Source organism: Nocardiopsis oceani, from assembly GCF_054777395.1.
Genome location: NZ_BAAHAR010000021.1, coordinates 61439 through 81766, shown reverse-complemented (window position 1 = coordinate 81766; position 20328 = coordinate 61439). Strand labels below are relative to the sequence as shown.

Annotated in this window: 19 protein-coding genes; 11 read left to right on the top strand and 8 right to left on the bottom strand. The window is 70.5% G+C overall.

Going from position 1 to position 20328, the window contains the following annotated elements:
* Positions 1-24 precede the first annotated feature (24 nt).
* Complete coding sequence (locus ACYVDG_RS14120; RefSeq protein ID WP_460751238.1) at positions 25-237, bottom strand: hypothetical protein; 213 nt, start codon at positions 235-237, stop codon at positions 25-27.
* Positions 201-1235, bottom strand: a complete 1035-nt coding sequence (locus ACYVDG_RS14115) for an MFS transporter (protein ID WP_460751235.1) — start codon at positions 1233-1235, stop codon at positions 201-203. The genes ACYVDG_RS14120 and ACYVDG_RS14115 overlap by 37 nt, the downstream gene beginning before the upstream one ends.
* 51 nt (positions 1236-1286) lie before the next feature.
* Between ACYVDG_RS14115 and ACYVDG_RS14110 the strand changes: the two genes are divergently transcribed.
* Together ACYVDG_RS14110 and ACYVDG_RS14105 are read left to right on the top strand one after the other, a co-directional pair.
* Positions 1287-1847: a CGNR zinc finger domain-containing protein gene (locus ACYVDG_RS14110; protein ID WP_460751232.1), complete on the top strand. Its 561-nt coding sequence runs from the start codon at positions 1287-1289 to the stop codon at positions 1845-1847.
* A 193-nt stretch (positions 1848-2040) separates the two neighbouring features.
* Positions 2041-3204 (top strand): epoxide hydrolase family protein, encoded by a 1164-nt coding sequence (locus ACYVDG_RS14105; protein WP_460751229.1) that lies wholly within the window; start codon positions 2041-2043, stop codon positions 3202-3204.
* Between the two features lie 11 nt (positions 3205-3215).
* On the opposite strand, the gene ddaH is transcribed toward ACYVDG_RS14105, so the two are convergent.
* Positions 3216-4013 carry a dimethylargininase gene (ddaH, locus tag ACYVDG_RS14100; RefSeq protein ID WP_460751226.1) on the bottom strand — a complete coding sequence of 266 codons (798 nt, stop codon included), beginning with the start codon at positions 4011-4013 and terminating at the stop codon, positions 3216-3218.
* A 144-nt stretch (positions 4014-4157) separates the two neighbouring features.
* Between ddaH and ACYVDG_RS14095 the strand changes: the two genes are divergently transcribed.
* Positions 4158-5276 carry an NAD(P)/FAD-dependent oxidoreductase gene (locus tag ACYVDG_RS14095; protein ID WP_460751223.1) on the top strand — a complete coding sequence of 373 codons (1119 nt, stop codon included), beginning with the start codon at positions 4158-4160 and terminating at the stop codon, positions 5274-5276.
* A 73-nt stretch (positions 5277-5349) separates the two neighbouring features.
* Complete coding sequence (locus tag ACYVDG_RS14090; protein ID WP_460751220.1) at positions 5350-5643, top strand: YiaA/YiaB family inner membrane protein; 294 nt, start codon at positions 5350-5352, stop codon at positions 5641-5643.
* Between the two features lie 78 nt (positions 5644-5721).
* Here ACYVDG_RS14090 and bioB read toward each other — a convergent pair whose 3' ends face one another.
* Positions 5722-6783, bottom strand: coding sequence for a biotin synthase BioB (bioB, locus tag ACYVDG_RS14085; RefSeq protein WP_460751216.1), 1062 nt, complete (start codon positions 6781-6783; stop codon positions 5722-5724).
* 340 nt (positions 6784-7123) lie between these two features.
* Between bioB and ACYVDG_RS14080 the strand changes: the two genes are divergently transcribed.
* The 3 genes from ACYVDG_RS14080 (at position 7124) to ACYVDG_RS14070 (ending at position 9950) form a co-directional block, all read left to right on the top strand.
* Positions 7124-8548, top strand: coding sequence for a sugar porter family MFS transporter (locus ACYVDG_RS14080; protein ID WP_460751213.1), 1425 nt, complete (start codon positions 7124-7126; stop codon positions 8546-8548).
* A gap of 131 nt (positions 8549-8679) precedes the next feature.
* Positions 8680-9546 carry an AraC family transcriptional regulator gene (locus ACYVDG_RS14075; RefSeq protein ID WP_460751209.1) on the top strand — a complete coding sequence of 289 codons (867 nt, stop codon included), beginning with the start codon at positions 8680-8682 and terminating at the stop codon, positions 9544-9546.
* A 5-nt stretch (positions 9547-9551) separates the two neighbouring features.
* Entirely contained in the window at positions 9552-9950 is a 399-nt protein-coding gene (locus ACYVDG_RS14070) for a VOC family protein (RefSeq protein WP_460751206.1), read from the top strand.
* A 45-nt stretch (positions 9951-9995) separates the two neighbouring features.
* On the opposite strand, the gene ACYVDG_RS14065 is transcribed toward ACYVDG_RS14070, so the two are convergent.
* Positions 9996-11660, bottom strand: a complete 1665-nt coding sequence (locus ACYVDG_RS14065) for an ABC-F family ATP-binding cassette domain-containing protein (RefSeq protein ID WP_460751203.1) — start codon at positions 11658-11660, stop codon at positions 9996-9998.
* A gap of 306 nt (positions 11661-11966) precedes the next feature.
* A complete protein-coding gene (locus ACYVDG_RS14060) occupies positions 11967-12215 on the bottom strand; it encodes an SHOCT domain-containing protein (RefSeq protein ID WP_460751200.1) in 249 nt (82 codons plus the stop codon).
* A gap of 183 nt (positions 12216-12398) precedes the next feature.
* Here ACYVDG_RS14060 and pabB point away from each other — a divergent pair, with 183 nt between their 5' ends.
* Together pabB and ACYVDG_RS14050 are read left to right on the top strand one after the other, a co-directional pair.
* Positions 12399-14453 carry an aminodeoxychorismate synthase component I gene (gene pabB / locus ACYVDG_RS14055; protein ID WP_460751197.1) on the top strand — a complete coding sequence of 685 codons (2055 nt, stop codon included), beginning with the start codon at positions 12399-12401 and terminating at the stop codon, positions 14451-14453.
* Positions 14454-14559: 106 nt separating this feature from the next.
* Positions 14560-16059: an amidase gene (locus ACYVDG_RS14050; RefSeq protein ID WP_460751194.1), complete on the top strand. Its 1500-nt coding sequence runs from the start codon at positions 14560-14562 to the stop codon at positions 16057-16059.
* A gap of 9 nt (positions 16060-16068) precedes the next feature.
* On the opposite strand, the gene ACYVDG_RS14045 is transcribed toward ACYVDG_RS14050, so the two are convergent.
* Positions 16069-17271: an erythromycin esterase family protein gene (locus ACYVDG_RS14045; protein ID WP_460751191.1), complete on the bottom strand. Its 1203-nt coding sequence runs from the start codon at positions 17269-17271 to the stop codon at positions 16069-16071.
* Between the two features lie 58 nt (positions 17272-17329).
* Between ACYVDG_RS14045 and ACYVDG_RS14040 the strand changes: the two genes are divergently transcribed.
* Positions 17330-18079 carry a TioE family transcriptional regulator gene (locus ACYVDG_RS14040; protein ID WP_460751188.1) on the top strand — a complete coding sequence of 250 codons (750 nt, stop codon included), beginning with the start codon at positions 17330-17332 and terminating at the stop codon, positions 18077-18079.
* Positions 18080-18167: 88 nt separating this feature from the next.
* On the opposite strand, the gene ACYVDG_RS14035 is transcribed toward ACYVDG_RS14040, so the two are convergent.
* Positions 18168-19127 carry an NADP-dependent oxidoreductase gene (locus ACYVDG_RS14035; protein ID WP_460751184.1) on the bottom strand — a complete coding sequence of 320 codons (960 nt, stop codon included), beginning with the start codon at positions 19125-19127 and terminating at the stop codon, positions 18168-18170.
* Positions 19128-19196: 69 nt separating this feature from the next.
* Between ACYVDG_RS14035 and ACYVDG_RS14030 the strand changes: the two genes are divergently transcribed.
* Complete coding sequence (locus tag ACYVDG_RS14030; RefSeq protein ID WP_460751181.1) at positions 19197-20159, top strand: GlxA family transcriptional regulator; 963 nt, start codon at positions 19197-19199, stop codon at positions 20157-20159.
* Positions 20160-20328: the final 169 nt, after the last annotated feature.

Below are 20328 nucleotides of genomic sequence, written 5' to 3'. Positions count from 1 at the left end.
TGCCGGTCAGTTCCGGTCCGCAATTCAGCCGCTGCCGAGGTGGGCGTCCTGGCGCCGCCTGGGATCGCGGTCGGGGCGCACCGCCAGATAGGCCAGGGCGGCGCAGACCTGGACGGCCGCGGCCACCGCCAGGCAGGCGGGCAGGGACAGGTCCGCGAGCGGACCGGCCAGAGCGGCGCCCGCGGCGAAGGCGCTGACCTTCAGGCTCGCGGCCGTGGTGAACACCTGACTGCGCAACCGTTCGGGCGCCTCCCGGTGCCGGACCGCGAACAGGCTGGTGAGCTGGGCCCTTCGGCCGCACCCACCACGGCGACCGCCAGGACCAGCCAGGGGCCGGAGGGTGCCAGGAGTACACCGCCCACGCCCGCGGCCTGAACCAGCACACACACCAGGACGAGGGTCTCAGGGCGGGTCCGCAATGGTCGGCGTGCCAGCACCAGGTTGGCCAGCAGGGCAGACGCGGCCATCACCGACAACAGCATCGCGCCCCGCTCCGCCCCTCCCAGTAGGCGCTCACCGAGAAGCGGAGTGCTGACCACGAGCATTCCGGTCCCCGCGATGGAGACCGTGGAGGCCAGCGTGACCCGCAGCAGCGCCCGGTTGCCCACTACCGCGCGCGCACCGGCGGCCAGCTCACCGAGCACGGGAGAGGGGTCGGGGCGATGGACCTGGGCGGGCAGGGTCCAGGCCGCGGGCACCGCGAAGGCGATGAGCACCACCGAGGCCACCACCGCGGCGGGAGCACCCGCCCAGGCCGCCACGACCCCGGCCAGCGCCGGGCCGACCAGGCTGGCCGTGCTGAAGGTCATCGCGTCCCAGGCGTTGGCCCGTGCCAGGCGCTCCGGAGCCAGCACCCGGGGCAGCTGCGCGGTCCACCCGCCCGACAGCGCAGGCCCCAGAAGACCGATGCCCAGCGCCAATGCCACCACGGGAGCGAAGGGAACGCGGTCCAAAAGCAGCGCCACCGCGGCCAGTCCCGCCGCGTAGACGCCGAGGATCGCGGCCAGGAGGCGGCCGGGACGCGACGCCCGGTCCAGCAGGACGCCCACAGCGGGTCCGCCGACAGCAGCGGCTGCGGTGATCCCGGCCAGCAGCGCCGAACCGGTGGTCGCGGCGCCGGTGGCCGCCACTCCCAGGAGCAGCAGGGCGGGCCCCGACATCTCGTCGCCGGCGCGGGCCGCGGCCGCGGCCGCGGCGAACAGGTACCGGGCAGCCCGTAACGCTTGGTCATCCACAGGACGCTACGAGGTAACGCCATACTACGCCATGGGAATTACAATGCCACCATGAAGCCACCCAGCGTGGTCGCCATAGGCGCGACCCAGGCCGTCGTCGACCGCGCCACCGACCTGATCGGCACGCTGTCCGCCGCGGACGTCACACCCGCTGACGTCGCCGTGGTCCTGCGCGAGCACGGGGAGCCCGACCCGGCACCCACGCCCGAGGACGTGGCGTCGCTGCGCGCGGCCGCCGCCGAACTGCGGTCAGTGCTGGCCGCCGACACCGTGGACCTGGCCGCCGAACGGGTCAACGCCCTGCTCGCCCGCACCGCGTACCCGCCCCGGCTGTCCAACCACGGGGGCGCGCACCGTTGGCACCTGCACGTGGACAGCGACGACGAACAGGCACCGTTGGCCGAGTGGTTCCTGGCCTCCACCAGCCTGGTGCTGGCCCAGCTCATCGGCGAACGGCAGCGCCCGCCGGGCGGGGTGTGCGCGGCGCGCGGCTGCGATCGGGTGTTCGTGGACACCGCGCACGGAAGCCGGCGCCGGTACTGCTCGCCCCGCTGTGCCGGCCGCGAACGGGTGGCTGCCCACCGCCGCAGGGCTGCCAACGCCCGAGGCTGACCCGGCTCAGCCGGTGACGGCCACCGTCTCCACCTGAGGATTCCCTTGTGCCGAAGGCTTAGCTGGCCCAACCGGTCGGCTGTATCGAGCGTTCCGTCACCAACGGCGGCGCGTGATGCGTTTGGTAGAACGCCGAGCAGTTCGGCGGGGATAGAGGACAAGAATTGACCTCCACTTTTTCTATCGTGGAAGTATGACGAACAGCAGCGAGATCCGTCCCTTCCAGATCGACATCCCCGAGTCCCAGCTGAAGGACCTGCACTCCCGGTTGGACGCCGCGCGGTGGCCCGCCCCGCTGCCCGGCGACGACTGGGACACCGGCGTAACGGTGGCCTGGCTCCGCGACCTGGCCGATTATTGGCGCCAGGGCTACGACTGGCGCGCCGCGGAGGCCGAGCTCAACTCCCACCCGCAGTTCACCACCATGGTCAACGGGCAGAACATCCACTTCCTGCACGTGCGCTCGCCCGAGCCGGACGCGCTTCCTCTCCTACTCACCCACGGCTGGCCCGGCTCGGTGGTGGAGTTCCTCGACCTCATCGGGCCCATGACCGACCCCCGCGCCCACGGCGGCGACCCCGCCCAAGCCTTCCACGTCGTGGTCCCTTCCCTGCCCGGGTTCGCCTTCTCAAGCCCGATCAGCGCAGGCGACTGGACCTTCACCGGCATCGCCCGAGTCTGGGTCGAACTCATGGAGCGGCTCGGGTACGAGCGCTTCGCCGTCCACGGCAACGACCTCGGAGCAGGCGTATCACCCGAGGTCGGCCGGGTCGCCCCCAACCGGGTCGTGGGAGTGCACGTCAACGGAGGTCCCAGCCGTCCGACGCCGCCGGAGTACGTCCCCGAGGAGGTGTCCGCCGCGTTCACCGACCTCGAGCGCGACCGCACCGCCCGGATCGGGGAGTTCATGGAGCGTGAGTTCGGCTACATCTCCATTCAGAGCACGCGGCCGCAGACGGTGGGTTACGGGCTCGTCGACTCCCCGGTCGCCCAACTGGCCTGGATCATGGACAAGTTCCGCGAGTGGACCCATCCCCGCCATACCCTGCCCGAGGAGATCATCGGCAAGGACCGGCTGCTCACCAACGTGATGCTGTACTGGCTGACCGGTACGGCCTCCTCCGCCGCCTTCGTCGGTTACGCCCAAGCGAACGCGTGGGGTGAGGCCGAGAGCAACTCCGGGGTGCCCACAGGCGTGATCGTGTTCGCCCACGACGTCGGCATCCGGAGCCTCACTGAGCACGAGCACACCATCACGCGTTGGACCGACGTCGACCGGGGAGGTCACTTCGCCGCCCTGGAGGAGCCGGACACGCTGTTGGCCGATATCCGGGAGTTCTTCGCGGGCCTGCGCTGAGGAACTGCGGATCAGCCCCCCGGAAGCGGCGGGCGGTCGGGGACCAGCACGCTCAGGCAGGTCACGCACGCCTCCAGCTTCTCGAACTCGGAGATGTCCACCGGCAGGACCCGCCAGTGGTCCGCGGTGAGCTGGTGGATGGTCTCGGGCGCGGCGGCGCTCACCAGCACGTCCCGTCCGCCCAAGGGCAGCACGTGTGCCCCCGGCTCTTCGAGGGCGCGCCGGATCGGCGGCAGGGCGGTGGTGTCGACCAGCTCGGGGAGGCCGACCAGGGAGCCGTCGGGAAGCGCGGTGACCGCGGACTTCAGGTGCAGTGCCCTGCCCAGGCCGACCCGTTGGATCTTGCGCCCCAGGGGCGCCAGGAGCTGCTCGAGCTGTCGGGCGCCCTCCTCGTCGGTCCGGTCGCCCACCCCCACGTAGACCTTCTCGCCGACTTGGAGGACGTCGCCGCCGTCCAGGGTTCCGGGTGCTTCGATCCGGGCCACGCGCAGGCCGAGGGTCTGCGCGGCCGCCGCTACACCCTGGGCCTCGCCCCGGCGCTCCTGCGCACCGGACCGGGTCACCACGGCCAGGTCCTCGCAGACCACCAAGGGGTCTTCCACGAACACCGAGTCCGGGTGCTCCGGCGCCGGATCGACCTCGTGCACGCGCCAGCCCGCTGAGGCCACCGTCTCTTGGTAGATGGTGTACTGGCGTACGGCCAGCACCGGATCCACCGGTGTCCGGGCGATGTGCGTGACGATGCCCTCCTCCAACCGGGGGCTGGGGCGGCGCATCAGGGCGACACCGTGGTAGTTGTATCCGTCCACGCGACCTCCTGGAATAGGAAAGAGAAGGGGGCCGGGTCCCGTCGGGGATGCCGCAGCCTATCGCGCCCACTTACCCGGTTACCGGGACCGGCACGCGGACCGAACGGCTTGTCCGGAGGCCCCGGCCGGGGCAGGGTGGGGCGCATGGACGCAATCGTGGTCGGCGGCGGGATCGTGGGAGCCAGCGCGGCCTTCCACCTGACCAAGAAGGGCGTGTCCACGGCGCTCGTGGACCCCTCCCGATTGGGGCAGGTCACCGCGGCCGGCGGGGGAGTGGTCTTCCCTTGGCCCTTTCCCTGGGACGCGCCGCCGGTGTGGGACTTCAAGGCGCGCGCGGCCGAGCACTACCCGGGGCTCATGGCCGAACTCGCCGAGGACGGGCAGGCTACCGGCTACGAGGTGGTCGGCGGGATGTCGGTGGACCGAGAGGGCGGCGACGGCGGGTTCGAGCTGCTGCGCTCCCTGTCGGAGCGCCCGGAATTCGCGTCGATGGGGCGTGTGGAGCGGCTGGCCGAGGGCGAGCCGCGCACGCACTTCCCGCTGGTGCCCGAATCCTACGGCGGGCTGCATGTCGAGGGCATGGCCCGGCTGAACGGCCGGTTGGCCCGGGCCGCGCTGTTCAGCGCCGCCGAGGAACGGGGACTGCACTACTTCAAGGGCGATGCCCGGCTGCGATGGGACGGGCAGCGGGTGACCGGGGTCCGGGTGGGCGGCGAGGAGTTGACGGCACCGGTGGTGATCGTGGCCGCGGGCGCGTGGTCGGCCGACCTGCTTGCGGAGACCGGCGTGGACCTGGGCGTGCGCCCGATCCGCGGGCAGATCACCCACTTCGCGCTCCCGGGGACCAACACGCGGGGCTGGCCGGTGGTGCGGTTCGGTGAGCGCGACTACTTCGCCCTGGCGTTCGGCCCCGACCGGGTGGTCACCGGAGGCACCTTGGAGCCCGAGGCGGGCTTCGACCACAGGGTGACGGCCACGGGCCTGCTGCACAACCTGTCCACCGCGCTGGAGGTGCTGCCGGGGCTGGCCGATGCCACCGTGGCCGAGACCCGGGTCGGTTTCCGGCCCGGCACCCACGACGGCGAACAGCTGCTCGGGCTGGTCGAGCGTCTGCCCGGGGTCGTGGTGGCCACCGGCCTGGGCACGCAGGGGCTGACCTTCGGGCCCTTCCAGGGGTTGGTCGCGGCCCGCTTGGCCATGGGGGAGGACCCCGGTGTGGACCTGTCCGCCTTCGTCCCCGACCGTGCCCAGGTCCCGGTCTGAGTACCGGTACCCACCTGCCGTTTGAGTAGGAGTGCTCAGGCGGGGGCTGGCCCGTCGCGGGCACGATGGGGGCATGAACACGCCGACCCCTCAACCACGTACCACCCCGCAGTTCTACCTCCAGGCGATGGTCGCCTTCGCCGTCTCGGCCGCCGGTGTCGGTGCCGGGATCATCTACCTGCCCGTCGACCCTTGGATCCGCGCCTTCCTGGGCGTGAGCGTGCTCTTCGTGATCACGTCCACGTTCACCCTGGCCAAGTGCGTCCGTGACCGTCAGGAGGACGTGGCCATGGCCGAACAGGCGCAGTACTACCAGCAGGTCCCCCTGTGGCAGGGGGAGCAGGGCCAGGTCCAGGCGCGGTCCTGAGCCCAGAGGTCCTGAGCACCCCAAGTCCGGTCGGTGCCGTGGGGGACACGGCACCGACCCCACCGGGCACGCCAGCGGTCAGGCGTTGGGCGGAAGAGCGGTTCCAGCGCCCCGCTGGCGTGTCCTGAGCAGGTCGTGACGCTGGTCCGGAAGCGTCGGCTCGCCGGCGCCCTGCACCACGAAACCCGCGTCGGCGATCATCTCCAGGTCGTCCTTGCCCGCCTGGCCCTCGCTGGTGAGGTAGTCGCCGAGAAAGATCGAGTTGACGACGTGCAGGGCCAGGGGCTGGAGGGAGCGCAGGTGGATCTCGCGGCCGCCCGCCAGGCGTACTTCCACGTCGGGGAAGACGAACCGGGTGGCGGCCAGGATGCGCAGGCAGCGCTGCGGGGTCAGGTCCCAGGTGCCCTCTAGGGGTGTGCCGTCGAAGGGCATGAGGAAGTTGACCGGTACCGAGTCCGGGCTGAGCTCTCGCAGGGCGAACAGGGCGTCGATGAGGTCGTCGTCGGTCTCCTTCATGCCCGCGATCAGGCCCGAGCAGGGGGAGAGGCCGGCGTGCTTGGCCTGTTCGACCGTCTCGACCCGGTCGGCGAAGTCGTGCGTGGTGCAGATGTCCGCGTAGCGCTCTTCGGAGGTGTTGAGGTTGTGGTTGTAGGCGTCGACCCCGGCCTCGCGGAGTTGGTCGGCCTGTCCGTCGGAGAGTAGTCCGAGGCAGGCGCACACCTCCACGCCGGGGTATTCGTCCTTGATGCCCTCGACGGCGGGTGCGAGGCGGGACACGTCCCGGTCGGTGGGTCCGCGTCCGCTGGCCACCAGGCACACGCGGCTCGCCCCGGCCTTCACCCCGTGGGCCACGGCCTCACGGGTCTCGTCGGGCTTGAGCCAGGTGTACTTGACGATTTCGGCCTGTGAGCCCAGGCGCTGGGAGCAGTAGAAGCAGTCCTCGGGGCAGAGGCCGCTCTTCATGTTCACCAGGTAGTTGAGCTTGACGCGGCGCTCGAAGTAGCGCCGACGGACCCGTGCGGCGGCGGCGACCAAGTCCATCAGGTCGTCGTCGCTGCTGGTCAGCACCTCCAGGAGTTCGTCGCGGGTGGGCGTCTCACGGCGAAGGGCCTTCTCGGCCAAGGGGTCGAATGTCGTCACGCATTCGATCCTGGTGCCTGGGAGCGCACCGGCACAGCCGACGAACCCGCCAAGAATCCGCTCGAAGTCTTGTGTGCCTGGTGGGGTGCGCACTGACCAGGGTGTGTCCGCATCCGGCCACGACGCGGGTTACCATCAATAGTCATCCCATTCAGTGACTTATGGCACCCCCGATGACACCTTAGGGAAATCTTCAGTAGTAAGGTCCCCACCGTCCAGCTGAGAGCCAGGCGTCCGCGCATGTTTGGCCACGTCAGCGTTGCGTTCACGCGTACCCAAGACCCGTGCTGCATCGTGGTGCCAGCCCGGGCCGTCGGGCGTGCTCAGGGGAGGAAACAGAGTGAGTCGAGTCAAAAACGGCGGGGGAGGCGTGTCCGGCCAGGACGCCAGCCTCGTCCACGTGACCATGATCGCGGCGGCCGCCGCCATGGGCGGGTTCCTTTTCGGCTACGACAGTGCTGTCATCAACGGCGCCGTCGATGCCATCCAGGACCGGTTCGACGTGGGAGCGGGGGTTCTCGGCTTCACCGTCGCCTCTGCCCTGCTGGGTTGCGTGGTGGGTGCCGCCGCGGCGGGAGGGGTCGCCGACCGTCTCGGCCGGATCCGGGCCATGCAGATCGCGGGTGTGCTGTTCGCGGTCAGCGCCATCGGTTCGGCCTTGCCGTTCGGCATTTGGGACCTGACGGCCTGGCGGATCCTGGGCGGTGTGGCCATCGGCCTGGCCTCAGTGATCGCGCCGACTTACATCGCCGAGGTCTCACCAGCCGCCTACCGCGGCCGGTTGGCCTCCCTGCAACAGCTGGCCATCGTGCTGGGCATCGCCAGTTCCCAGCTGGTCAACTACGCGATCGCGCAGGCGGCCGACGGCAGCGCGCAGAACATGCTGGGCCCGGTGCAGGCATGGCAGTGGATGCTGGGCATCGAGGTGCTGCCCGCCCTGGTCTACCTGGGACTGAGCCTGGTCATCCCCGAGTCTCCCCGCTACCTGGTCCGGGTGGGGCGCGTGGACAAGGCCCGTCAGATCCTCAGCGACGTCGAGGGCGGCGGAGAGGCCCGCATCGACCGGCGCATCGGCGAGATCCAGACGGCCCTGGGCTCGGAGGTGCGCCCCAAGCTGCGCGACCTCACCGGCCGCTACGGACTGCTGCCGATCGTGTGGATCGGTATGGCGGTCTCCGCCTTCCAACAGCTGGTGGGCATCAACGTCATCTTCTACTACTCGAGCTCCCTGTGGCAGTCGGTGGGTGTAGCCGAGTCCGAGTCGCTCCTGCTGAGCCTGTTCACCTCAGTGGTCAACATCGTGGGTACGGTCATCGCGATCCTGCTGGTGGACCGCATCGGCCGCAAACCCCTGCTCCTGGTGGGTTCGGCCGGTATGACGGTGGCCCTCGCCCTGGCCGCATACGCGTTCAGCAACGCCGTGGTCCAAGGCGACGAGGTGTCCCTGTCGTTCGGCTGGGGTGTGGTGGCGCTGATCGCGGCCAGCTCCTTCGTGCTGTTCTTCGCCCTGTCCTGGGGTGTGGTCGTGTGGGTGCTGCTGGGCGAGATGTTCCCGCTGCGCATCCGGGCCGCCGCCATGGGTGTGGCCACCGCGACACAGTGGCTGACCAACTGGCTCATCACCGTGAGCTTCCCGAGCCTGCGTGACTGGGATCTGGCCGGCACGTACATGATGTACTCCGGTTTCGCCCTGCTGTCGTTCTTCTTCGTTCTGAAGTTCGTCAAGGAGACCAAGGGCAAGACCCTGGAGGAGATGAAGGGTTAGCCGACCATCGGGGCTCTGACGCTCTTGCTTACAACGCGCTCCTGAGGAGGCACGTGGGAGGGGGTGACCGGCGCCGGTCACCCCCTCCCCGGTCTATAGGACTCGCGCGGAGGCGGTTGTAACCTGACACCGTGGACGGCGGGGAACGGGGCCCGGCCTGGGATTTCGCTCTGGCGGCCCCGAACAGCGCACCGGGGGTGGCCACGATGGTCGGCTACCGGGGTCTCGACGTGCCCGACACGGTGCACCTCGGGCTCCCGTCAGCCTCCCTCACCTTCATCCTCAGCCTCGACCAGGGTGTCGAGGCCGCCGACACTCTGGACAGGATGGCCTACGCACGGCCCAATCCCATACTCCTCAGCGGCCTGCACCTGAGGGCGAGCCACGTCCAGCAGCGCCCGGGACAGGCGGGGGTCCAGCTCGCCGTGCACCCGCTCGCCGCCCGCACCCTTTTCGGCGTACCGGCTTCTGAGCTGAGCGTCAGCGACTACGACGGCGCGGCACTCCTCGGCCGACGTGCGGCCCAGGTCCAGGACCGCCTGACCGGTGCCCGCGGCTGGGACGAGGCGTTCGCCCTGATCAGCCGCTACCTCGTCACACAGCACCGCGACAACGAGGACGCGGCGCCGCGACACGAGGTACTGCACGCCTGGCACCTGCTGAGACGTACACACGGACGGTTCCCGGTGGGGGCGCTCGCGCGTGAGGTGGGAGTGAGCGCGCGCCACCTGGGCACGCTCTTCCGGCGCGAGGTCGGCCTGACACCGAAGAGCACCGCTCTGCTCATGCGCTTCGAACACGCCCGCGCCCTGATGACCGAGAGCGTACGCCGACACGGCCGTGTCGACCTGGCTCGCGTGGCGGCCGAGGCCGGATACAGCGACCAAGCACACCTGGGCGGGGAGTTCGTCCGCTTCGTCGGTGCGCCGCCGAGGACCTGGCTGGCAGGAGAGTTCCGAAACATCCAAGACGGCGCTCACATCTCCAGCGCAGAATGAGACGCATGAGTAACACGAATCCCACCGTCTGGGTGACGCTGCAAGCGACCGATGCTCCCAAGCTCATCGACTACTACGTCGAGACCTTCGGTTTCGTCGTCGCCGCCCGGCACGACGACGGCGACACCGTGGCACACGCCGAGCTCCTGTGGCCCGAGGGCAGCGGCGGCCTCATGCTGGGCTCCCACCGCCCCGGTCGCGAATGGTCGCGTGCGCCCGGAACCGCGGGCACCTACGTCGTGGTGTCGGACCCGGACGCCCTGTACGAGAGGGTGGTGGCCAGCGGAGCCGACGTCATCATGGCCCTGGGAAACACCGATTACGGCTCTCGCGAGTTCGCGGTGCGCGACCCTGAAGGAAACCTGTGGTCGTTCGGCACCTACCCGGGCGAGCCGATGCCCTGATTCCGGGCCCGTGGCCACCGCGGTGGCCACGGGTGTTCGGTCAGGTCAGGCTGAGGAGTCGGCCCCGAACAGGTCTCGCACCTCCTCGGCGGTGGTTTCCCGCAGTTCCTCGTCGAGGAGGAGCCAGCGGGTGATGCCGACGGCCTCCAGGAAGGGCAGGTCGTGGCTGGCCACCAGGAGCGCGCCCTCGTAGGCCTCCAACGCGCCGGTCAGCTGCCGCACGCTGGACAGGTCCAGGTTGTTGGTCGGCTCGTCCAGCATCAGCAGCTGCGGGGCCGGTGCGGCGAGCATCGTCGCCGCCAACGACGCCCGGAAGCGCTCGCCTCCGGACAGCGTCCCTGCGACCTGCTCGGCCCGCGACCCCTTGAACAGGAACCGGGCGAGCTGGGCCCGGATGTGCTGGTCGGTGACGCCCGGGGCCAGTCGGGACACGTTCTCGAAGACGCTCAGCTCCTCGTTCAGGACGTCCAACCGCTGCGGCAGGAAGCGCAGGGGCACCGACACCTTGGCCTCACCCGACACCGGGGCACTCTCCCCGGTGACCGTGCGCAGCAGGCTGGTCTTGCCCGCCCCGTTGCGCCCGACCAAGGCGATCCGCTCGGGTCCGCTCACCAGCAGGTCCCCCTCGGTCAGCCGCCCGAACCGGGGCCGCAGCCCGCTGAGCGCCAGAACCGCGCGACCGTTGGGGACCGCGGTGTGCGGCAGGTCCACCTTGATCTCTGCGTCCTGGCGGACCGCGTCGGCCGCCTCCTCCCTGCGTTCGCGCGCCTCGTCGAGCCGGTCCTCGTGGATGCCTCGGAGCTTGCCCGCGGACTGCTGGGCGGACTTCTTCAGCTCGTTGGCGACGATCTTCGGTATCCCGCCCTGGGCGTCCAGCCTCCTGCTCTGGCGCTGGCGCTTGGCGAGTTTGAGCTGGGTCTCCTCAAGTTCGCGCTTCTGTCGGCGCAGGTCTGCGTCGGCCGCGCGCAGGGTGCGTTCGGCCGCCTCCTGCTGGACCGCCAGGGCGTCCTGGTAGTCGGACCAGCCGCCCCCGAAGATCGTCACGGCGCCGGTACGCAGTTCGGCGATGCGGTCCACACGCTCCAAGAGTTCCAGGTCGTGGCTGACCACGATCAGGGAGCCGGAGCGCCAGGTCTCCACGGTGTCGTACAGGCGGCGGCGGGCGTACAGGTCGAGGTTGTTGGTCGGCTCGTCCAGCAGGAGCACGTCGGGGCGCTCCAGCAGTACCGCGGCCAGGCGCAGCAGGACGGTCTCGCCGCCGGAGAGCTGGTCGACGGTGCGGTCCAGCTCGATGCCGTCCAGACCGAGCGAGCCCAGGGTCGCCAGGGTGCGCTCCTCGATGTCCCAGTCGTCACCTACGGTCTCGAAGTGTCGTTCCGAGGCGTCCCCGCCCTCGATGGCGTGCAGCGCGGCACGTTTCGCGGCGATACCCAGGGCGTGGTCGACCCGCATACCGGTGTCGAGCGTGACGTTCTGCGGCAGGTAGGCGAGGCTGCCGCCGACGGTCACCGAACCGCGGGCCGGGGCCAGACGGCCGGCCAGCAGCCGGAGCAGGGTGGACTTTCCAGCGCCGTTGGTGCCGACCAGGCCGGTGCGGCCCCTGCCCAGGGTGAGGGACAGGCCGTCGAAGACGACGGTGCCGTCGGTCCACTGGAAGGACAGGTCGGAGCACGCGACGGCGGCACTCGTGGCGGTGCTGGTTTTTGACATGGGTGTTCTCGCAGACGGAAGCGGTGTGGAAAGGGCTTCGTATGCGAGCACCACGCGGCGGTCAGCCGGGAGGAGTGGCGAGAGAGTCCTGGACGAAGGGACGGCTCATACACCGAGGTTCCATGCACGCGACGGGAAAGCCGGATACCGGCGCCGTACCGCGTGATGATCGCGAACCTCAGATGCGCAACGTCCACCTCGTTCGTAGACAACAGGACGAGGAGTACTGTACCCATCCCGCCCCAGGTGTCAACCGTCTTTCGGGGCGCGGAAATCGAAGAGGGGGCGCGGCGGCTCGAGTGGGGCTCAGTACTCCTCGAGGTCGATCTTGCGCTGGAGGTACTCCTCGCGGCTGATCTCACCCCGGGCGTAGCGCATCCGCAGCTCCTGCGCGGCGGCGTCCAGTGACGGGCGTTCGGGGCGCGGGGGCGGCTCGGCGGCCCGTTTGGTGTAGCGCTGCTTGACGGCCTGACCGACCTCGGTGACGGTGAGCACGAAGAAGAAGGCCAACCCCATAACGACCACGATGGAGATCGCGGCAACGAAGACGTTCACGGCCCACTCCTTCGACTGCGCGAGGTGCGCACTACCCCTTGTCCTCCCTGTTTACCCGCCCCGGCGCCGCACCGCCAGGGTTGCGCCGCTGCCCAGGGAGGAAGCCTCCGCGCCCGAGTCCACCCGAAACGCCGTAACCTGGGATATCGCGACCCGGAAGCCACCGCACCCAGAAAGGGCGGGATGCGCGTTCTGCTCGTGGACAACCACGACTCCTACACCTTTAATGTGTTCCAGCTCCTTGCCCACGTGCTCGGCGAGGAGCCCCGGGTACTCACCAACGACGACGAGCGCTGGTCGGACTTCGACCCCGCCGCGGTCGACGCCGTGGTCCTCTCACCGGGGCCGGGACGCCCGCAGACACGCCGCGACCTGGGCCGGATCCCCGAGCTGCTGGAGCACACCCGCCTGCCCGTACTGGGGGTATGCCTGGGGCATCAGGCGATCGCCCACCTGGCCGGGGCCACCGTGTCCTCGGCGCCCGAACCCCGGCACGGCCACCTGACCCGGGTGCGGCACAGCGACAGGGGACTCTTCGCCGGGCTGCCGCAGGACTTCACCGCCGTGCGCTACCACTCGCTGGCCGTCCCCGAACCCCTCCCCGAACCCCTGGTCGCCACCGCCTGGGCCGAGGACGGCGTGATCATGGGCCTGGAACACCGCGAGCTCCCGCGCTGGGGCGTACAGTTCCACCCCGAGTCGATCGCCAGCGAGCACGGCGCCGACCTGGTCGCCAACTTCCTCGACCTGGCACGGGACCACTTGCCGCAAGGTCGCTCGGCGGCACCCGTTGCGACATCCCAGAACGCCGCTGCGGGGGGATCCACGGCCCCCGCGACCCCGGACACGCCCGCACCCGGCATGCACACCGCTGTGCTGCCGTTCGCGGTGGACACCGAACGCGCCTTCGCCCACCTGTACGCGGACGCCGACCACGCCTTCTGGCTGGACAGTTCCCGCCCCGAGGGCCCTGCCCGCTTCTCCTTCCTGGGTGAGGCTTGCGGCCCCGAGGCCGAGGTGCTCACCTACGACGTCGGTGACGAGGGTGTGCGCGTGCGCTCCGCCACCGGCACGCGCGTCGAGCGCGGGAGCGTATTCGAGGCGCTGGAACGGCGTACCGGCCACCCGCCCCGCGACACCGGCTTGCCCTTCGGATTCACCGGCGGCTATGTGGGCTACCTCGGCTACGAGCTCAAGGCCGACTGCGGGGCCGCCCGCGCGCACACCGCCGCCACCCCGGACGCCGCGTGGATGCGCGCGGACCGCTTCGTCGCCGTCGACCACCACGAGGACCGCACCTACGTGGTCTGTGCTGACCGCGGCCCTGACGCCCAGGCCTGGGTCGAGGCCACCCGCTCCGCGCTGGTGGACCTGCCGCCGCTGCCCGAACCCGCTCCCTCCGCGGCCCCCGTCGACCTCCACGATCTCCTGGAGCGCCCGCGCGAGGGGTACGTGGACGACGTCAAGGCGTGCCTGGGCCACCTCACCGAGGGCGAGAGCTACGAGATCTGCCTCACCAACCGGGTGCGGCTGCCCGACCTCGGCGGCGGTGACGGCCTGGACTACTACCGCCGCCTGCGGGCCGCCAGCCCCGCGCCCTACGCGGCGCTGCTGCGGGTGGGCGGGGTGACCGTGCTGAGCGCCTCGCCCGAGCGGTTCCTGCGCGTGGACTCCGAGCGCGTGGCGGAGAGCCGCCCCATCAAGGGCACCGCACCCCGCCACCCCGACCCGGCCACCGACACCCGTGCGGCCGCGGAACTGCGCACCGGCGCCAAGACCCGCGCCGAGAACCTGATGATCGTGGACCTGCTCCGCAACGACCTGGGGAGGGTGTGCGAGGTCGGCAGCGTCGAGGTGCCCGCCTTCATGTACACCGTTTCCTACGCCACCGTGCACCAGCTGGTCTCGACCATCAGGGGGCGGCTGCGCCCCGAGGTGTCCACCATGGAAGCCGTGCGCGCCTGCTTTCCCGGGGGTTCGATGACCGGGGCGCCCAAGCTGCGCACCATGGAGATCATCGACCGTCTGGAGTCCTCCGCGCGAGGGGTGTACTCGGGCGCGCTGGGGTACGTGTCGCACACCGGCGAGGCAGACCTGAGCATCGTCATCCGCACCGCCGTGAGCGCCGGGGGAGAGATCACCGTGGGTGCTGGGGGAGCGATCGTGCTGGACTCCGACCCCGAAGACGAACACGAGGAGATGCTGCTCAAGGCCGCCGTTCCGGCCAGGGGCCGGTGAGTACACGCGAACCCGCAGCCCTTTGTGTGTGGAGGGTTCCAACTCGTCAGTAACAACAGGCCCACAGAAGCTAGAACACGTTCCAGTCCGGTGTTAGGTTCCGGGCATGCGACTTGACGAGTACCTCAGACACGACGCTGTCGGGCTGGCCGAGCTGGTGCGGAACAAGGAGGTCACCTCCGCCGAGCTGCTGGAGGCGGCCATCGAGCGGGCCGCGCAGGTGGACCCCGCCCTCAACGCGATCATCCGCCCCATGTACGAGGAAGGGCGCCGGGTGGCCGCAACCTCCCCCGAAGGCCCCCTCGGCGGAGTCCCCTTCCTGCTCAAGGACCTCTTCCAGGACTACGCCGGGTTCCCCACCTCGGCGGGTAACCGGGCCCTGCGGCACGTGCCGGTCGACCGCCACGCCGAGGTGGTCCGCCGCTGGCTGGAAGCCGGACTGGTGCCCTTCGGCAAAACCAACACCCCCGAGTTCGGTGCCAAAGCCATCACCGAGTCCGTCGAATTCGGCCCGGCCCGCAACCCGTGGAACCTCGGCCACACGCCCGGCGGGTCCTCGGGTGGCTCAGCGGCTGCTGTGGCGGCCGGTATCGCACCCGCGGCCGGGGCCAACGACGGCGGCGGATCCATCCGCATCCCCGCCGCCTGCTGCGGACTCTTCGGCCTCAAACCCGGGCGCGGCCGGGTTCCGTTCGGCCCGAACTGGGGCGAGCCCATGCACGGCGCCTCGGTCAACGGGGTCGTCACCCGCACCGTGCGCGACAGCGCCGCACTCCTCCAAGCCATGGCGGGCCCCGAGCCCACCTCGCCGTACCCGATCGCGCCGCCGGAGCGCCCCTACACCGAGGAGGTCGGCCGCGAGCCGGGAAGGCTGCGGATCGGCTTCACCTCCCGCTCCCCGCTGGGCACCCGGGTGCACCCCGAAGCGGTACGGGCGGTGCGCGAGGCCGCCGCGCTGCTGGAGGGGCTGGGCCACGAGGTGGTGGAGGCCGAACCGGCCATCGACGGCCGGGCGCTGACCGAGGACTTCGTGACGCTCTGGTACGGATCCATGGCCGCCCTGGTGGACGGGGTCAAGGCCGACACCGGCTGCTCGAGCGACGCCTTCGAAGCCGACACCCTCATGCTCGCCGCCATGGGACGGGTCCGAACCGCCGCCGACTACGTACGGGGCAACGAGCGCTGGAACGAGCACGTCCTCAAGCTCGCCGACTTCCACTCCCGCTACGACCTGCTGCTCACCCCGACCATCGCGGGTCCGCCGGTGACCATCGGCCGCCTGGACACACCGCCGTGGCTGCGCGCCGCCCAACGCCTCCTGGTGCGCACCCGCACCGAGCGGGTCGTCACCGCCACCGACATGGTGACCACCGAGGTGATGAACAACCTCACCGCCACTCCGTTCACGATGACGGCCAACCTGACCGGGACGCCCGCCATGTCGGTCCCCCTGCACTGGACGGAATCCGGCCTGCCGCTGGGCGTGCAGTTCATCGCCGCTTCGGCGGGCGAGGGTCTCCTACTGCGGTTGGCCGCCCAGCTGGAGGAGGCCAGCCCTTGGGCGGGGCGCCGCCCGACCGCGGTTGGCTTCCCCGCCGGTGTGTGACCCGCTGAGTCAGCTCTCGACGGTGTCCTTGACGAACACGATCCCGTCGCTGGCGGCCAGGTGGTCCGGGTCGAAGGAGGCATAGCCGAACCAGGGGGACACACGGCGCATGGGTCGCGTGTCCCCGAGGGCGGCGGCCAGTCGCCGGGTATCGACGACACAGCGGTCCTCGGGGAGCGCGTACAGGAGCCCTTCGAGGGTGTCCGGCGGCGGTGCGTCCACCCCTCGGTGCCGGATCGTGCCCAGAGCCGTGGACACGAAGGCATAGTCCCCGCCGGTCCGGGCGCTGACCAGGGCACCGGCGCTCCACCACTCCACCGGCCCCTGCCACATCCCCATCGAGCTCTTCTCCCGTTGGAAGTGGGCATTCTGGGCGAAGGCCAGCACCGGCCCGCGTTCGGCGAGGGCGAGGAGGTTGTCCGCCATCATCCGGTCCCGCACGCCCAGCAGCCGGTTCATGCGCGAGGACGAGGTGTCGGCCATCCAGCGGTGGTAGCGGAGCAGGCCGACGGCGGTGCGCCCGTACAGCCGAGCCCGCTCCCAGTCCTCCCTCGAGGCCGCCGTAATCAGGTACGGCGTCTGTTCCTCGAGCAGCGCCACCAGATCGTCGGCGACCGGCCGCAGCTGGGCGGCCTCAGCCGACTGCCCTACGGACTGGGCCGGGTCCATCATCGCGTCGGGGTGGGTCCAGAGCTGGTCCGCGCCGAGCAGGTGGTCGAGTGTCTGCGCGGTGCAGGGGAGCAGGTCCGCGTCCACGTGCTCCGCGAGGAAGTCGTGGAGTGCGGACAGGGCCTGCCGGGGGCTCGCGGCCCCGGTGATCTCCAGCGGTGCGTCGAACCCGGCGAAGCGGACCTGTTCGGAAGCGGGTCGGCCCTCGTTGAAGGTACGCATCCAGCGCACGAGTGCGCGGTTGGCCTCGGAGTCACCCAAGCCGTGGCTGAACCCGCGCTCCATGACCGAGTCGAGGCTGCCCGCGCCGGAGGTGACGTAGGCGTCCACGAGCAACCCCGTCAGGCAGTCGCTCTCGATCGCGACAGTCCGGTAACCCTCCTGCTCCACGAGCTCTCGGAAGAGGTCGTTGCGCACCTCGAGCAGGGTGTCCTCGCCGTGCGCGGGCTCTCCCAGGGCGAGGATCCGGGGTCGGCCTTGGAGCAGCGCCATGACGGCCGCGGCTTCGACGGCGTGTGCCGTGTCCTTGATGTCGATATCCATGCCTTCAACGGTATCGTTGAACCAACGGTGGAAACTTGAGCGCGATATCATCGCGAATATGGCAGAAAAGTTTCAAAGCAGGTCGCGACTGCGGCCAATCGATCTGGCGCGCGGGCACGGTCTGTCCACGCAGGCGGTCAGGAACTACGAAGCGGACGGCATCCTTCCGGAGGCCGCCCGCACGCCCCACGGCTACCGCACCTACACCCCGCTGCACGCGGCGGCCCTGAGCGCGTTCCTTGCCCTGGTGCCCGGCCACGGCCACCAGAGGGCGACGTCGATCATGCGGTCCGTGAACCAGAACGCGGCCGAGGAAGCGTTCCGCCTCATCGACGAGAGCCACACCCAGCTGCTCGACGACCGGCGAACCCTCCAAGCCGTGGAGAGCGCTCTTCGCGATCTCGAGCCGAAGGCGGCACGCGCGAGCGGCACGGCCGCCAGATCCGCCCCGGAGCGCACCAACAGAGACACCTTCATCGGGCCGCTGGCCCAGCGGCTCGGGATCCGGCCCGCGACACTGCGCAAGTGGGAAAGTGCCGGGTTGGTGCGCCCGCGCCGCGACCCGCACACCGGCTACCGCGTCTACGACGAGGCCGCCGTAAGGGACGCCCGGCTGGCCCACCAGCTCCGGCGCGGCGGCTACCTGCTGGAACAGATCGCCCCGCTGATCGACCAGGTGCGGACCGCGGGCGGGCTGGAGCCGCTGGAGGCCACGCTGTCCGACTGGCACGGTCGGCTGTCCGCGCGCGGCCGGGCGATGCTGGCCGGGGCCGCGGAGCTGGAAGCCTACCTCCGCCAGCGGGCATGACCCGGCCCAGGGCGTGCCCCGGACCGGCCGGGGACGGTCCCGGGCCAGGCTCTGACTACTGAGAGCTGACGATCCCGGGACCCCTAGGTCAAGACGGCACGGTCAGGACCATCTTGCCGGTGGTGCGGTCCCGTTCGCCCAAGGCGTGCGCCTTGGCAGCCTCGGCGAGGGGAAAGGTCGCCTCCACGTGGGCGCGTAGAACGCCCCGGCCCACCAGGTCGGCGATCGCGTTCATGCCCTGGTGGTCGGACTCCACCAGCAGCGTCTCCACCCGGACCCCCGCACGCGCGGCCCTGGCGGCCTCGTCCGGGTCCTGGCCGGGCAGGATCGACACCAGGGTCCCTCCCGGGCGCAGCACGTCCAGGGAGCGGGCCCGGGTGTCCCCGGAAATGGGGTCCAGCACCACGTCGACGTCCTTGACCGCCTCGGCGAAGTCGACCTCGCGGTAGTCGATCACCTCGTCGGTGCCGAGCTCGCGCAGGAACCCGTGCTTGGGCTTGCTGGCGGTACCGATGACGTACGCGCCCAGGGACTTGGCGATCTGCACCGCCACGTGGCCGACCCCGCCCGCGGCGGCGTGGACGAGCACCCGCTGCCCCTCCTGCACACCAGCGGTGTCGACCAGCGCCTGGTAGGCAGTGAGGGAGACCAGTGGCAGGGCACCGCCCTGGACGTGGTCGATCCCGTCGGGCTTGTGCGCGAAGGCCCGCGCGGGCCCGGTGACGTACTCGGCGTGCGAACCGACCCCGTGAGGGTAGGGCAGCATCCCGAAGACCTCGTCACCCGGCTTGAAGAGCGTGACGCCGTAGCCCACGGACTCCACGACCCCGGACACGTCCCAGCCCAGGACGAGGGGGAGGCGGTTCAGGAACAGCCCGCCCGCGCGGTGCTTCCAGTCGGTCGGGTTGACCCCGGCGGCGCGGACCGAGACCAGGATCTGACTGGGTCCCGGTGCGGGGCGGGGTACGCGGACCTGCTGGAGAACGTCGGGCCCGCCGTGGCTTTCCTGCTGGATGGCGACCATGGTCGCGCTGTGATCGTTGGTCATGTTCCCAGGTTGCCGGGTCTGTCCCGGCCGCGCCATGGCATGATTGTCATCTTTGGATAGGATCATGCCATGGCTGTTCCACACCGTGTCGCGGTCCTGGCCCTAGAGGGCGTCTACCCCTTCGAGCTGGGGATGCCCGCCCGGGTCTTCGGTGCCGTGGGCGAGCACCGGTACCAGGTGTTGACCTGCGGCATCGACGAAGGTCCGGTACGCACAAACGCCGACTTCAGCATCGCCGTCGAGCACGGCCCCCGCGCCTTGGCCACCGCCGACACCGTGGTGATCCCGCCCTTCGACTGCGAGCTCCTCACGCGCGACCTGTCGCCCGATCTCGTCACCGTGCTGGAGTCGGTGCGGCCGAAAACGCGCGTGGTGTCGATCTGCACCGGGGCGTTCGTCCTGGCCAGCGCCGGATGGCTGGACGGGCGCCCAGCCACGACGCACTGGGGCCTCACCGAGCTGTTCCGGTCCTGGTTCCCGCGGGTCGACCTCGACCCCGACGTGCTGTTCGTCGACGACGGCGACATCCTGACCTCAGCTGGGGCCGCCTCGGGCATGGACGTGTGCCTGCACCTGGTCCGCACCGACCAGGGGAGCGAAGTCGCCAACCGGGTGGCCCGGGCGTGCGTGGTGCCGCCCTGGCGTGACGGCGGCCAGGCCCAGTACATCGAGCAGCCGGTGCCCGAGGAGGGGCGCGAGGGGACCGCCGCCACGCGAGCCTGGGCGCTGGAGCGCCTGACCGAGCCGCTCACCCTGGCCGCACTGGCCGAACACGCGCACATGAGCCTGCGCACCTTCATCCGCCGGTTCAACGAGGAGGTCGGGATGAGCCCGGGGAGGTGGATGACCCAGCAGCGCGTGGTGCGGGCCCGCCACCTCCTGGAGTCCACCGACCTTCCGGTGGACGACATCGCCGGGCAAGTCGGCTTCGCCACCGGCACGTCGCTGCGCCAGCACATGCGCGCCGCGATCGGCGTGTCCCCGCTCACCTACCGGCGCACCTTCCGAGGGGCCATGGCCGAGACAGGCTGAGGTCAGGGCCCCGGAACAGTGGCCCATCAGAATCCCGATGGCTGACATTGGGTGCCTCATTGGAAAATGACTACCGAGGGAACTAGCGTCGGTGACGTCGTGGTTCTGACGCTCCGTGAGCGGAGGTTCGGCAACCGGCGACGCGCAACACCATCCAGGCCATCAGCCC

Bases quoted from the DNA above. Each gene is read 5' to 3' on its own strand.
- ACYVDG_RS14110 (WP_460751232.1), top strand. From the start codon at position 1,287: ATGAAGCCACCCAGCGTGGTCGCCATAGGCGCGACCCAGGCCGTCGTC.
- ACYVDG_RS14105 (WP_460751229.1), top strand. From the start codon at position 2,041: ATGACGAACAGCAGCGAGATCCGTCCCTTCCAGATCGACATCCCCGAG.
- ACYVDG_RS14095 (WP_460751223.1), top strand. From the start codon at position 4,158: ATGGACGCAATCGTGGTCGGCGGCGGGATCGTGGGAGCCAGCGCGGCC.
- ACYVDG_RS14090 (WP_460751220.1), top strand. From the start codon at position 5,350: ATGAACACGCCGACCCCTCAACCACGTACCACCCCGCAGTTCTACCTC.
- ACYVDG_RS14070 (WP_460751206.1), top strand. From the start codon at position 9,552: ATGAGTAACACGAATCCCACCGTCTGGGTGACGCTGCAAGCGACCGAT.
- ACYVDG_RS14065 (WP_460751203.1), bottom strand. From the start codon at position 11,660: ATGTCAAAAACCAGCACCGCCACGAGTGCCGCCGTCGCGTGCTCCGAC.
- pabB (WP_460751197.1), top strand. From the start codon at position 12,399: ATGCGCGTTCTGCTCGTGGACAACCACGACTCCTACACCTTTAATGTG.
- ACYVDG_RS14050 (WP_460751194.1), top strand. From the start codon at position 14,560: ATGCGACTTGACGAGTACCTCAGACACGACGCTGTCGGGCTGGCCGAG.
- ACYVDG_RS14045 (WP_460751191.1), bottom strand. From the start codon at position 17,271: ATGGATATCGACATCAAGGACACGGCACACGCCGTCGAAGCCGCGGCC.
- ACYVDG_RS14040 (WP_460751188.1), top strand. From the start codon at position 17,330: ATGGCAGAAAAGTTTCAAAGCAGGTCGCGACTGCGGCCAATCGATCTG.
- ACYVDG_RS14035 (WP_460751184.1), bottom strand. From the start codon at position 19,127: ATGACCAACGATCACAGCGCGACCATGGTCGCCATCCAGCAGGAAAGC.
- ACYVDG_RS14030 (WP_460751181.1), top strand. From the start codon at position 19,197: ATGGCTGTTCCACACCGTGTCGCGGTCCTGGCCCTAGAGGGCGTCTAC.